Source organism: Kineococcus xinjiangensis (assembly GCF_002934625.1).
GTDB lineage: Bacteria > Actinomycetota > Actinomycetes > Actinomycetales > Kineococcaceae > Kineococcus_A > Kineococcus_A xinjiangensis.
In genome coordinates this window covers 242022-254643 of the sequence record NZ_PTJD01000006.1, presented here as the reverse complement: position 1 = coordinate 254643, position 12622 = coordinate 242022, and the positions used below count along the sequence as shown (strand labels likewise).

The following is a 12622-nucleotide window of genomic DNA, read 5'->3' as shown; positions in this document are numbered from 1 at the left end:
GGGCACCCGTCCCGTCTCCGCCGTGGCCGCCGCCGCGGTCACCCTCGCCCTCGCCTCGGCGGCCAGCCCCGCCGTGGCCGCCGACCCCGCCCCGTCGCGGGTCAGCCTCATGGGCACCCTCCAGGACGAGATCGGCTGCGACACGGACTGGGACACGTCCTGCACCGTCGCCGACCTGACCGCCGTCGAGGGCGCCGCCTCCCGCTTCGAGCTGGTCGCGGACGTGCCCGCCGGCACCTACGAGTACAAGGTCCGCCTCGACGGCGCCTGGGACGAGAGCTACGGCTGGGGCGCCGACAACGCGCCCCTGGTCCTCAAGGCCCCCGCCAAGCTGCGGTTCACCTACGACCACGAGGCCAAGACGGTCTCCGTTGCGGCCGCCACCGCCCAGCCGGGCGTGCAGGCGTCCGACCGCGAGCTGGCCAAGTCCTCACTGCGCGAGGACCTCACCCGCGAGCGCTTCTACTTCGTCATGGCCGACCGCTTCGAGAACGGCACCGCCGCCAACGACTACGGCGGCTACGAGCGCGACCGGCTCCAGAGCGGCTTCGACCCGACCTCCAAGGGCTTCTACCACGGTGGCGACCTCAAGGGCCTCACCGACCGGCTCGACTACATCAAGGGCCTCGGGACGACCGCCCTCTGGCTCACGCCGTCCTTCAAGAACAAGCCCGTCCAGGGCTTCGGCAGCAACGCCTCCGCCGGCTACCACGGGTACTGGGTCACCGACTTCACGCAGATCGACCCGCACCTCGGCACCAACGAGGAGCTGAAGAAGCTCGTCGACGAGGCCCACGGCCGCGGCATGAAGGTCTTCTTCGACATCATCACCAACCACACCGCGGACGTCATCGCCTACGAGGAGGGATCGAGCGCCTACATCACGAAGGACGCCGAGCCCTACCGCGACGCCGCGGGCAACCCCTTCGACGACCGCGACTTCGCGGGCACGGAGACCTTCCCGGAGCTGGACCCCCAGGTCTCCTTCCCGTACACGCCGTACTTCCCGAACCCCGCCGAGAAGGACATCAAGGTCCCGGCGTGGCTGAACGACGTGACGCTGTACCACAACCGCGGCGACGCCAAGTTCAACGGCGGCGAGTCCGACCAGTACGGCGACTTCGTCGGCCTGGACGACCTCTTCACCGAGCAGCCCAAGGTCGTCGACGGCATGGCCGACATCTACAAGGCCTGGGTCGACTTCGGCATCGACGGCTTCCGCATCGACACGGTCAAGCACGTCAACACCGAGTTCTGGCAGGAGTTCGCCCCCGCCATCGAGCAGCACGCCGCGGCGCAGGGCAACGAGGACTTCTTCTCCTTCGGCGAGGTGTACGACTCCAACCCGCGCAACCTGTCGAAGTTCACCACCGAGGCGGAGCTGCAGGCCACCCTCGACTTCGCCTTCCAGGCGCGCGCCACGGGCTTCGGCAACGGCCGGCCGACGACGGACCTGCAGGACCTGTTCGCACACGACGACCTCTACACCGACGCGGACAGCAACGCCTACTCGCTGCCCACGTTCCTCGGCAACCACGACATGGGCCGCATCGGCAAGTTCCTCGCCGACGGCGGTGCCACCGGCGACGAGCTGCTCAAGCGCGACCAGCTCGTGCACTCCCTGATGTACCTGACCCGCGGCCAGCCCGTCGTCTACTACGGCGACGAGCAGGGCTTCACCGGCGACGGCAACGACCAGGACGCACGGCAGGACATGTTCCCGTCGAAGGTCTCGACGTACAACGACGACGACCTCATCGGCACCGACGCCACCACGGCGTCCTACAACTTCGACCGCAAGCACCCCATGTACCGCTGGATCTCCGAGCTGGCGGAGCTGCGGGAGAAGCACCCCACCCTCGCGGACGGCGCGCAGCTGCACCGGTACGCCGACGAGAAGGCCGGCGTCTACGCCTTCAGCCGCATCGACGACCGCAAGGACGTCGAGTACGTGGTGGCGGTGAACAACTCGCAGGAGAGCCGCACGGTCACCTTCGACACCGCCCAGACCCGCGAGCGCAAGTTCAAGGGGGTCTGGCCCAAGGCCACCGGTGACGTCCGCACCGACGCCGACGGCCGGATCACCGTGACGGTCCCGGCCCTGTCCGCGGTCGTCTGGGAGGCCACCGGCAAGCTGAAGAAGTCCGGCGCCGCCGCGGTGCCCACCTTCACCACCGACGCCGTCGAGCCCACCACCGGTGGGCGCGTCGAGATCGGCGTGGACCTGGACAGCAAGAGCCTCAACCAGGTCAGCTTCGCCTACCGCCCGGTGGGCACGCAGGAGTGGACCTACGTCGGCACCGACGACAACGCGCCCTACCGGGTGTTCCACGACGTCTCCGACCAGCCCGTCGGCACGCTGCTGGAGTACCGCGCCGTCGTGAAGGACCACTCCGGCAACCTCTCCGCCTCCGGTGCCTCCGTCACCGTCGGCATGGAGCAGGCGGCCCCCAGCGGCCCCTCGACCCCCGCCTCGGCGGTCTCCGTCCCCGGTGACCTCAACTCCGAGATGGGCTGCCCGGCGGACTGGAGCCCCGCCTGCGACCAGGCGCAGATGACGTACGACGCGACCACGAAGCTCTGGACGCTGACCGTCGACCTGCCCGCGGGCAGCTACTCCTACAAGGTCGCGATCGACAAGGCCTGGGCGGAGAACTACGGCGCCGACGGCGCCCGCGACGGCCAGAACATCGCGCTCGACTGGAAGGGCGGGCCGATCACCTTCACCTACGACCACGCCACGCACCTGGTGACCACCAGCGGCTGACGCGAGCGTCCCGTGAGACGGGCAGGGCCCCGGAGGATTCCCTCCGGGGCCCTGCCCGTTCGTGCGCTTCGAGCCGTCAGGCCCCGAGGTTGAACTCGTCGGGGTGGGGGCCGACGCGACCGTCGCGGTCCAGTCCGCCGATCTGCCCCAGCTCGTCCTGCGTGAGCTCGAAGTCGAACACGTCGATGTTGGCCGCGATCCGCTCCGGCGTCACCGACTTGGGGATGACGAGGTGGCCCTGCTCGACGTGCCAGCGCAGCACGACCTGGGCCGGGCTCCTGCCGTGCGCCTCGGCGATCGCGGCGATGACCGGATCGCGGAGGACGTCACCGCCGGAGGCCAGCGGGCTCCACGCCTCCAGGACGGTCTGGCGCCGGTCGCAGGCCGCCCGCAGTTCGCGCTGCTGCAGGTAGGGGTGCAGTTCCACCTGGTTGACCGCCGGCACGACCTCGGTCTCGGCGGCGAGCCGGTCGAGGTGGTGCGGCTGGAAGTTCGACACGCCGATCGCCTTGGCGCGGCCCTCGGCGTACAGCCGTTCGAAGGCCCGCCACGTCTCGACGTAGGCGTCCTTCTGCGGCAGCGGCCAGTGGATCAGGTACAGGTCCACGTAGTCGAGCCCGAGCCGCTGCAGGCTCGCGTCGAACGCCCGCAGGGTGGAGTCGTAGCCCTGCTCGGTGTTCCACAGCTTCGTGGTGAGGAACACCTCCTCTCGCGGGACGTCGGAGGAGGCGAGGGCGCGTCCGACGCCCTCCTCGTTGCCGTACACGGCGGCGGTGTCGATGAGGCGGTATCCGGCGCCTAGGGCCGTCGTGACGGCCTTGTCCGCCTCGTCGTCGGGCACCTGCCACACCCCGAATCCGAGCTGGGGGACGGGCAGGCCGTTGTTCAGGGTGATCGTGGGGACCGCGGGGGCCATGGGGATGTCCGCTCCTCGGGTGGGCTGCATCGGGCTGCGGAGGCCTCGCCGGGCGGCGCCCGTGCGGCTGCCTCCGCGTCGTGACCGTGCCAGGTGCATGCACGTGCACGAAGTCACGGCTCGACGCTAGCGCCGTCACCCGGTGCCCGCGCGGCGGGGCCGGGGAGGAGGGGAGCGGAGAGGACTGGGGGCGTCGGACCGGGAGCGCCTCTCGGCACACGGCCGCTCGAAGCGGCTTCATCAAATGGGACCCGGGGCTACCGCGGCCCGACGCCTCCACCATTGTAACTGCGGCCTCGCGCATCGTGCAGGAGCGCCCGCGGGAGGGGGCCGGACGGGTGGCCCGTCCCCGCCTGCGCGCGCGCCCCGGTGCGAGGTCAGGAGGGCGCGGGTCCCCGTGCCGGCGCGGTGCCGCCGGAGCGCCGCCACTCCAGCACCGCCAGCACCCCCACGGCGGCGGAGGTGCCCACCACGGCCAGCACCCCGGCCGTCGTGAAGCGGGCGCCCGCGACCAGGAGCACGACGGCGCTGCCCGCGACCCATGCGGCGTCCAGCACGGCCAGCACCCGCCCGAGCCGCGCCGAGGCGCTGCGCCAGCCCAGCAGCGCCACCGTCGCGGCGAACAGCACCAGCGCCGCCCCGAGACCGGCCAGCGCCCCCTCGCCCACGTCCCCCAGGTGGCGCGCGAACACCGGAGCGCCGGCCACCGCGAGGACTCCCGTGGTGGCGGAGAAGGCGACGTTGGCCCGGACGGCCGCGCGCAGGGGGGTGTGGCCACCCGCCCGCCGCCCCGCCGCCGGGGCCTGCCTCTCGATGCTCTGCTGGATGCGCATGGTGGACTCCGTCCCTCGGGGCTCGACCGGCTGCTGCGGCGCCCAGTGGAGCCGGCCCCGGGGCATGAGGTCGATTCCCCGGCAGGGAATGGAAGTCCTTCCCCGCGTGCGCCACGCTGTCGCGGTGACCAGCGTGCAGCCCTCGCCGCCGTTCGCCGCCGCCCTGCGCTCCTGGCGGCGGCAGCGCTCCACCAGCCAGCTCGCACTCGCCACGGCGGCCGGCACCACCACCCGCCACCTCTCCTTCCTGGAGACGGGACGCTCCCGCCCCAGCGCCGCGATGGTGCACCGGCTCGCGGAGGCGCTCACCCTGCCGCTGCGCGCCCGCAACGACCTCCTGGCCAGCGCCGGCTTCCCGCCCGCCTACGAGGAGAACCCGCTGGGCGCGCCGGACCTGCAGCCCTTCCGCGCGGTCGTCTCCCGGCTGCTGCAGCGCCACGAGCCCTACCCGGCCTTCGCCGTCGACGGCCGCTGGAACCTCGTCGACGCCAACGCCCCCGCAGCCGCCCTGCTCGCAGGGGAGGAGCGCAACCTCGTGCGCCTGCTCTTCACCGGGGCGTGGCGGCCGATGGTGGACAACTGGGACGAGGTCGCCCTGCTCGGGCTGCGCCGGCTGGAGGACGACGTCGCCCGTCACCCCGGCGACCCGGAGCTGCTGGACCTGCTGGACCTGGCGACCACCGCCACCCGGGGGATCCCGCCGCGCACGCATCCCGGCTCGCCGCTGGTGCTCTGCCCGCACTTCCGCATCGACGGCCGCATCGTGCGCACCGTCGGGATGGTCGCGCGCTTCAGCTCCGCCCGCGACGTCACCCTGGACGAGCTGCGCGTGGAGCTCGTCTACCCCGCCGACGCGGAGGCCGAGGCCTTCTTCACCGGCGTGCAGCCCGGCTGAGCCCCTGCGGGACGGCCGTCGTCCCGGCGCCGGGAGACCTCAGAGCGGCTCGTCCTCGCGCCAGCGGTGCGCCGCGGCCTCCAGCTGCTCCGCGGTGCGCAGCAGCCGCCCCGCCGAGCGCGTCATCGCCGTGGCGGAGTCGTGGCCGTCCTCCGCGTCGGACCCGCCGTGCCGGACGTCGAGCTCGTGGGGGCGCCGCCCCGCGCCGACCTCGTCGGCGTGGTGGGCCCGGCCGACGGCGACGACCCGGCAGAACGCCGCCGCCCGCTCGAACGTCACGGCGAGGTCGCCACCGGCGACCCCCGTGAGGACCGCGTCGACGAGGGCCGCGACCTCCGCCGGCCCCGGCGGCTCCGCCACCCCCGCCACGACCTCGTGCACGGGAGCGCGCTTGCGCCCCTCGCGGAACTGCCGCGCCACCGCGTCGGCGTCGGAGCGGACCCAGGTGCGCAGGGCGTACAGCCGCCACAGGGCGCCGGGGAGGGAGTCCGGCGGGGCGTCCGCCCACAGGGAGGCGATCAGGTCGAGGCCCTCGTCCTCGGCCAGCTGGACGATGCGGCGGGTGACCTCGGCATCGTCCGCCGAGCGCGCCCCGCGCACCAGGGCGGCGGCGACGGCGTGGGCGGCCTCCTCCCTTTCGGCGGGGTCGAGCCCGCCGGCCATCTCCGCCAGAGCATCGGGGCCCCGCAGCACGGGGCGGTGGTAGCGGTGCGGCTCTCGGGCGTCGGGCACGTTCCGATGCTCGCAGGCGCCGGCGGGGCTGTCCCGTGCGGGCCGCCCGGCGGGTGGAGCGCCTGCGGGGGACCACCGTCCTCCGCGCCGGAGCGTGGCGGCATGCCGGCGACGTGACGCCGGGTGACGCGGATCGACTGCGGCCGGAGGAGCCGCCGAGGGCTTCGGGCCGTCGGCTGCTCCTGCCGCCCGCCGCCGCTGCGCTGGTGGGCTGCTGCGCGGGTCCGCTGCTGTACGCCGCCGGCGTGCTGGCGGCCTTCGGCACCGTCCTGGCGGCGGTGGTGCTTCTCGCGGTGGTGGTCGCCCTGGGGAGACGGCGCTGCTGGCCGGCGCCCATCGCTGGAGCCAGCCCTCGGTGCGCCTCTCACTCTTCCGGCGGGACCACGGCGCCTCCCGTCTGGCCGCCGCGCTCGTCGTCCTGGGCGGCGGGTGCCTGCTGGCGCTGCTGGCGACCCCGGTCGTCGGCATGTCCTCCGCAGTGGTGAGCGCCGGACCCGGCGTGGGGACGTGGCTGCTGACCGGGGCCCTCTTGGCCGGCATCGCCGGGGAGAGCTCACCCCGCCTCCGCCAGCGGCTCCTGACCTCCCCGGGGCGCCGGCGGTCCTGACTGCCGGCGCCGGCTCTCGGCAGCCGCGCGGGATCAGCAGGACACTGCAATGAGTAGCGAATAACATACCGAGAGTGAGCGCAGAGCCCTACGGGCTTGCACGGCTGGGCATGGCCGGGGTGGGCTGGCGCCCTCTGACGGTGCGCGCGCACCGCGACCTCTCGGCCTACGAGGCCCTGTACGAGGGTGTCCCGGCGCACCTGCGTCCCAGCCTGCGGCGCTGGTTCCTGACAGCGGTTCCCTCGTACCGGCGGGCACTGGCGCTGCAGCGCCTGCTGCGGTGGGACCTGCGCCTCGACGGACTGGCCGACCTCCACCGCCACCTCGACGAGGCGGACGGCGACGCGTGGCTCGACGCCGTCGACTGCGCGCTCCACCTCATCCGCGAGGAGGTGCGCTGCGCGTGCGAGGGGACCCCCGGCGACGACCTCGTCCAGCTCGTGGAGGAGGCCACGGTGGTCGTCGGCTCCCTGTCCGACATGCTCGACGACGCGGGCTCCGCGTGGACCGTCGACGTGAGCGGAGTCTGGGGACTGGAGCGTCGTGCGACGCCCCTGCAGCGAGCCGGCTCCGACGCTCCCGACCTCCACGATCATGAGGCCCGCGCGGTGCGGCCGGTCGGGGCGGACCGTCGCACGCTCCCGCGGGACGGACCCTAGTACCGGAAGGGCGGGGGCGGGCTGGCCAGCACGGCGCGGGGGCAGTCCTGCAGGCGCAGGTCGCCGTGGCCGAGGGCCTCGTCGGCGAGCGACTCGACGGACCAGCCGAGCTCGCTGCCGAAGTGCGTCACGGTCACGCGGTAGACGGTGATCTCGTACTTGGTGGGAGTGCCGTAGGCGACGTGGAGGCGGCCGATGAGCTCGGCGCCCGCCGGGTTGTCCGGCCCGTTCCAGGGCCGGTCGTAGCGGCTCCACAGGCTCGGCTGCGCGCGCCACACCCCGCCGTTCTGCACGTCGCGCAGGGCCAGCTCGACGAGGATCGCCCTCGCGGCCTCCTCCGGCACGATCGCCGCCGGGCGGATCACCTCGGAGATCTCTCCGGCGGTCTCGGCGGGACCGGAGTCACCGCGGTGGCCGTTGTGGTGATCCATCTCGGACCGCTCCCGTTCCTCGCTGCTCGTGGGGTTGCCGGCGTGGGGACGTGCGCGACGACGCCCCCGCCCGGGGAGCGTGCGGGCGCGCAGTCGCCCTGCGTCCTTGCATCGGCACGGCCGGCCGCGCGGTTGAGCCCCGCACGCCCACCGCCCGTCGCGGGAAGGGCGGTGGGAGCGGTCCACGACGCGCCCGCCGCGACGCGCCGAGGTGCTGGTTCCGGGTCGGGCCGTCGGGCATGATGGCCCGGCGAAGAGCTGAACACGAGAAGTCGAACCGAACGTGGAGTTCGTCCGCTGCAGTGCGAGGTCGTTTTGGGGAAGGCGCCCTCACACCGACGCAGAGGAGGAACGCATGTCCGGTGCGACCACACGTGGCGTGCTCTTCGTGCACTCCGCACCGCGAGCGCTGTGCCCGCACATCGAGTGGGCCGCCAGCGGTGTCCTCGGCATGCGCGTCGTGCTCGACTGGACGCCACAGCCGGTCGCTCCGGGCTGCCAGCGCACGGAGCTGATCTGGCAGTCGCCCGCCGGCACCGGCGCGCGCCTCGCCTCGGCCCTGCGCGGCTGGGCCCACCTGCGCTTCGAGGTGACGGAGGAGCCGAGCCCCGGCGTGGACGGCGGCCGCTGGAGCCACACCCCGGCCCTCGGCATCTTCCACGCCACCACTGACGTGCACGGCAACGTCCTCGTCCACGAGGACCGCATCCGGGCGGCCCTGGAGCTCGGTGACCCGCAGCGCGTACGCGACGCCCTCCAGGTGGCCATGGGCGAGCCCTGGGACGCCGAGCTGGAGCCCTTCCGCTACGCAGGCGACGGCGCCGACGTCCGCTGGCTCCACCAGGTCGGCTGACCCGGGCGTCGGCGCGCCGGCCGGGGAGGCGCCCCCGGCCGGCGAGGCCCCACGCAGACGACGGAGCGCCCCGCCCCCGGGGAAGGGGCGGGGCGCTCCGTCGTCTGCTGCCGGCGGGGCCGGGAGGAGTCCGCTCAGCCCGCCGTGCGGAACGCCAGGCTGACGTTGTGCCCGCCGAAGCCGAACGCGTTGTTGAGGGCGACGAGGTCGCCCGTCGCCGGCAGCGGCCGCGGGTCCTTGCGGACCACGTCGATGTCCACCGCGGGGTCGAGGTCGTCGATGTTGATCGTCGGCGGCGCGATCCGCTCCCGCAGCGCGAGCACCGTCAGGACGCTCTCGATCGCCCCCGCCGCACCCAGCAGGTGCCCCGTCATCGACTTGGTCGCCGAGACGGCCACCTGGTCCAGCGCCGAGCCCAGGCCCGCCCGCAGCCCCTGCACCTCGGCGACGTCACCGATCGGCGTCGACGTCGCGTGCGCGTTGACGTGGATCACATCGGACGGCTGCAGGTCGCCGGAGCGCAGGGCGTCACGGAGGGCGCGGGCGGCACCCGCGCCCGTCGGCTCCGGAGCCGTGATGTGGTGCGCGTCGGCCGACAGGCCCGCGGAGACGAACTCCGCGTGGATCCGCGCCCCGCGGGCCCGGGCGTGCTCCTCGGCCTCCAGCACGAGGATGCCCGCGCCCTCACCGAGGACGAAGCCGTCACGGGAGCTGTCGAAGGGCCGGGAGGCGTGCTCCGGGTCCTCGTTGCGCTGGGACATGGCCCGCATCGCGGCGAACGAGGCGATGGGCAGCGGGTGGATCGCCGCCTCGGTGCCGCCGGCGATCACCACGTCGGCGCGGCCCGAGCGGATCATGTCCAGGGCGTAGGCGATCGCCTCCGCGCCCGAGGCGCACGCGCTGACGGGCGAGTGGGCCCCGACCCCCGCACCGAACTCCAGGCTGACGGCGGCGGTGGAGCTGTTGGCCATCAGCATCGGCACGGTCAGGGGCAGCACGCGGCGCGCGCCCTTCTCCCGGAGCGTGTCGTACGCCGTCAGCAGCGTCCAGATCCCGCCGATGCCCGTGCCGATCGCCGAGCCGAGGCGGGTGCTCTCCACCTCGGGGCTGCCGGCGTCGCGCCAGGCCTCACGGGCGGCGATGACGGAGAACTGCGCCGAGGGGTCCAGCCGCTTCACCTCCTGGCGCGTCAGGACGTCGACGGCCGGCACCGCAGCCTGTGCCGCGAAGCGGATCGGCAGGTCGTACTCCCCGATCCAGTCCGCCGTGATGGGCCTGGCCGCGGAACGGCCCACCAGGGCGGCCTCCCAGGTGGACGCCACGTCGCCACCCAGGGGCGTCGTGGCTCCGAGCCCGGTCACGACGACGCGCCGTGGGGTTGCGGTCATGGTCGGTCAACTCCTTCACGAGCGGTCAGCGAGGGGATGGGGATGGAGGGGGACGGTGCGCCGGGGCCGCGGAGGCGGCCCCGGCAGCGGTTCAGCCCTGGGCCTGGGCGATGTAGGAGACGGCGTCGCCGACCGTCTTGAGGTTCTTGACGTCCTCGTCCGGGATGCGGACGGAGAACTTCTCCTCGGCGTTCACGACGATGGTCATCATCGACAGGGAGTCGATGTCGAGGTCCTCGGTGAAGGACTTGTCGAGCTCGACGCTGTCGGTCGGCAGGCCGGTCTCCTCGTTGATGATCTCCGCGAGACCGCTGAGGATCTCCTGCTCGCTGGCCATTCGCTCTCCTTCTGTCGCGGACGGGACCCGACGGTCCCGCCGTGGTGCCCGGAGCGCGGGAGCGCGCGCCGGGAGTCGGACGTGGCCACCCGTGAGGCGGGTGGCCGGGGCTACGGCAGCCGGACCACCTGCGCCGCGTAGGACAGGCCCGCGCCGTAGCCGATGAGCAGCGCCAACCCGCGGGACGGCGCCTCGCCATCGGCCAGCACGCGCTCCATCGCCAGCGGCACCGACGCCGCCGAGGTGTTGCCCATCTCGGTGATGTCGCGGGCCACGTGCACCGAGTCGGGCAGCTTCAGCTGCTTCACCATGGCGTCGATGATCCGCGCATTGGCCTGGTGCGGGATGAAGGCGTCGAGGTCCTCCGCGCGCACCCCCGCGGCGTCCAGCGCGCGCTGGGCCACGGGCGCCATCTGCCACACCGCCCAGCGGAACACCGTCTGGCCCGCCTGCTCCAGGTACGGCCACGGAGCGGCCTCCGGCGCGGCGGCCGCGGCCTCCACGGCCACCTGCTCGCCCAGCGGAACCGCGCCCCGGCGCAGCTGCAGCCACGAGACCTTCGACCGGATGGCGTCCGCCTGCCCGCCGTCGGAGCCCCAGACCGTCGGGCCGATCCCGGCCTCCTCCGAGGCGCCCACCACGACGGCCCCGGCGCCGTCGGCGAACAGGAACGCCGTCGAGCGGTCGGAGACGTCCGTGAAGTCGGACAGCTTGTCGACGCCGACGACGAGCACGTTGGTCGCCGTGCCGCCGCGCACCAGGTCGCCCGCCAGCGCGACGCCGTGGCAGAAGCCCGCGCAGCCCGCGGAGATGTCGAAGGCCGCCGCCGGGGTCGCCCCCAGCCGGTCCGCCAGGATCGCCGCGGCCGCGGGGGTCTGCTGCAGGTGCGACACCGTCGCCACGACGACCGCGTCCACGTCCTGGCCCGTCAGGCCCGCGGCGGCCAGCGCCTTGGCGGCGGCGTCCTCGGACATGTCCACGACGCTGACGTCCGGGGCCGCCCAGCGGCGGGTGACGATGCCGGTGCGCTGCTGGATCCACTCGTCGGAGGAGTCGATCCAGGTGCACACCTCCGCGTTGTCGATGATGCGGGGCGGGCGGTGCGCGCCCACCCCGAGGATGCGCGCCTGCCGGGACGGCGCGGTGCGCAGCTGCACGGGGCCGCTCACAGCGCACCCGCCGCGGTGACGTCGGGGGAGGGCGCGCCGGTGCCGCCGTGCTCCGCGACCAGGGCGCGGGCCCGGTCGAGGTCCTCCGGCGCCTTCAGCGCCAGCACCTCCACGCCCTTCAGCTGGCGCTTGGCCAGGTTGACGAGGGTGCCCGCCGGGGCCAGCTCGAGCAGGGCGGTCACGCCCAGCTCGGCGAAGCGCTCGGTGCAGAGGTCCCAGCGGACCGGGCGGCTGACCTGCGCCACGATGCGGCGCAGGACCTCCGGTCCGTCGGTGAGCACCGCGCCGTCGGTGTTGGAGACCACCGGCGTGCGGGCGGGCTGCGGCTCCAGCGCCGCGGCGTAGCCGGCCAGCACCTCCACCGCGGGGGCCATGTGCTCCGTGTGGAAGGCGCCCGCCACCTGCAGCGGCACGACCCGCGCCTTCGCCGGCGGGTCCCCGGCCAGCGCCTGCAGCGCCTCCAGCGTCCCGGCGGCCACGACCTGCCCGCCGCCGTTGGCGTTGGCCGCGGTGAGGCCGTGGCGGGCGAGGACCTCCGCGACCTCCTCGGCGTCGCCGCCGAGGACGGCGCTCATGCCCGTCGGCGTCGCGGCGCTCGCGGCGGCCATCGCCCGGCCGCGCTCGCGCACGAGCACGACCGCCTGCTCCGGGGTGAGGACGCCCGCGGCGGCCGCCGCGGTGATCTCACCCACCGAGTGGCCGCTGGTCAGGGCCGCCGGCAGCGCCCCGCCGGCGCCGGTGAGCTCGCCCAGCACGGCGAGGCCGCTGGCGACGATGAGGGGCTGCGCCACCGCGGTGTCGCGGATGGTCTCGGCGTCCGACGTCGTGCCGTGGGCCACGAGGTCGGTGCCCGCGACGGCGGAGAGCCAGCGCAGGCGGGTGGAGAAGCCGGGCAGCTCCAGCCACGGGGCGAGGAACCCCGGGACCTGGGAGCCCTGACCCGGACAGACGATGACGAGCACGAACCCAATCTCCCCTGCCGTCGAGCGCCGACGCGGTCACGACGCTCACCAGTTTCGACCCGCGTTGTTGTGC

13 protein-coding genes are annotated in these 12622 nt (G+C 74.1%); 5 read left to right on the top strand and 8 right to left on the bottom strand.

Going from position 1 to position 12622, the window contains the following annotated elements:
* Positions 1 to 22 precede the first annotated feature (22 nt).
* Positions 23 to 2767 (top strand): alpha-amylase family glycosyl hydrolase, encoded by a 2745-nt coding sequence (locus CLV92_RS10595; RefSeq protein WP_104432767.1) that lies wholly within the window; start codon positions 23 to 25, stop codon positions 2765 to 2767.
* Between the two features lie 76 nt (positions 2768 to 2843).
* Here CLV92_RS10595 and CLV92_RS10590 read toward each other — a convergent pair whose 3' ends face one another.
* Positions 2844 to 3683: an aldo/keto reductase gene (locus tag CLV92_RS10590; protein WP_104432766.1), complete on the bottom strand. Its 840-nt coding sequence runs from the start codon at positions 3681 to 3683 to the stop codon at positions 2844 to 2846.
* Positions 3684 to 4060: 377 nt separating this feature from the next.
* On the bottom strand, positions 4061 to 4516 hold the full coding sequence (locus CLV92_RS10585) for a hypothetical protein (protein WP_104432765.1): 456 nt from the start codon (positions 4514 to 4516) through the stop codon (positions 4061 to 4063).
* A 124-nt stretch (positions 4517 to 4640) separates the two neighbouring features.
* Between CLV92_RS10585 and CLV92_RS10580 the strand changes: the two genes are divergently transcribed.
* Complete coding sequence (locus CLV92_RS10580; RefSeq protein WP_158257197.1) at positions 4641 to 5411, top strand: MmyB family transcriptional regulator; 771 nt, start codon at positions 4641 to 4643, stop codon at positions 5409 to 5411.
* 39 nt (positions 5412 to 5450) lie between these two features.
* Here the strand turns inward: CLV92_RS10580 and CLV92_RS10575 are convergent, their stop codons facing one another.
* Positions 5451 to 6143, bottom strand: a complete 693-nt coding sequence (locus CLV92_RS10575; RefSeq protein WP_211291031.1) for a hypothetical protein — start codon at positions 6141 to 6143, stop codon at positions 5451 to 5453.
* A gap of 355 nt (positions 6144 to 6498) precedes the next feature.
* Here CLV92_RS10575 and CLV92_RS10570 point away from each other — a divergent pair, with 355 nt between their 5' ends.
* Both CLV92_RS10570 and CLV92_RS10565 read left to right on the top strand, forming a co-directional pair.
* On the top strand, positions 6499 to 6750 hold the full coding sequence (locus CLV92_RS10570) for a hypothetical protein (RefSeq protein WP_104432763.1): 252 nt from the start codon (positions 6499 to 6501) through the stop codon (positions 6748 to 6750).
* Between the two features lie 74 nt (positions 6751 to 6824).
* A complete protein-coding gene (locus tag CLV92_RS10565) occupies positions 6825 to 7409 on the top strand; it encodes a hypothetical protein (protein WP_146099489.1) in 585 nt (194 codons plus the stop codon).
* Here CLV92_RS10565 and CLV92_RS10560 read toward each other — a convergent pair.
* Positions 7406 to 7840 (bottom strand): hypothetical protein, encoded by a 435-nt coding sequence (locus CLV92_RS10560; protein ID WP_104432761.1) that lies wholly within the window; start codon positions 7838 to 7840, stop codon positions 7406 to 7408. The two genes, CLV92_RS10565 and CLV92_RS10560, sit on opposite strands and share 4 nt — an antisense overlap.
* Positions 7841 to 8195: 355 nt before the next feature.
* On the opposite strand from CLV92_RS10560, the gene CLV92_RS10555 reads away from it, so the two are divergent.
* On the top strand, positions 8196 to 8693 hold the full coding sequence (locus tag CLV92_RS10555; RefSeq protein ID WP_104432760.1) for a DUF3145 domain-containing protein: 498 nt from the start codon (positions 8196 to 8198) through the stop codon (positions 8691 to 8693).
* Between the two features lie 134 nt (positions 8694 to 8827).
* On the opposite strand, the gene fabF is transcribed toward CLV92_RS10555, so the two are convergent.
* The 4 genes from fabF to CLV92_RS10535 form a co-directional block, all read right to left on the bottom strand.
* Positions 8828 to 10081, bottom strand: a complete 1254-nt coding sequence (fabF, locus tag CLV92_RS10550; RefSeq protein ID WP_104432759.1) for a beta-ketoacyl-ACP synthase II — start codon at positions 10079 to 10081, stop codon at positions 8828 to 8830.
* Positions 10082 to 10172: 91 nt separating this feature from the next.
* Positions 10173 to 10418, bottom strand: a complete 246-nt coding sequence (locus CLV92_RS10545) for an acyl carrier protein (protein WP_104432758.1) — start codon at positions 10416 to 10418, stop codon at positions 10173 to 10175.
* Positions 10419 to 10528: 110 nt separating this feature from the next.
* Complete coding sequence (locus CLV92_RS10540) at positions 10529 to 11587, bottom strand: beta-ketoacyl-ACP synthase III (protein WP_104432757.1); 1059 nt, start codon at positions 11585 to 11587, stop codon at positions 10529 to 10531.
* Entirely contained in the window at positions 11584 to 12549 is a 966-nt protein-coding gene (locus CLV92_RS10535) for an ACP S-malonyltransferase (protein WP_104432756.1), read from the bottom strand. The genes CLV92_RS10540 and CLV92_RS10535 overlap by 4 nt, the downstream gene beginning before the upstream one ends.
* Positions 12550 to 12622 lie beyond the last annotated feature (73 nt).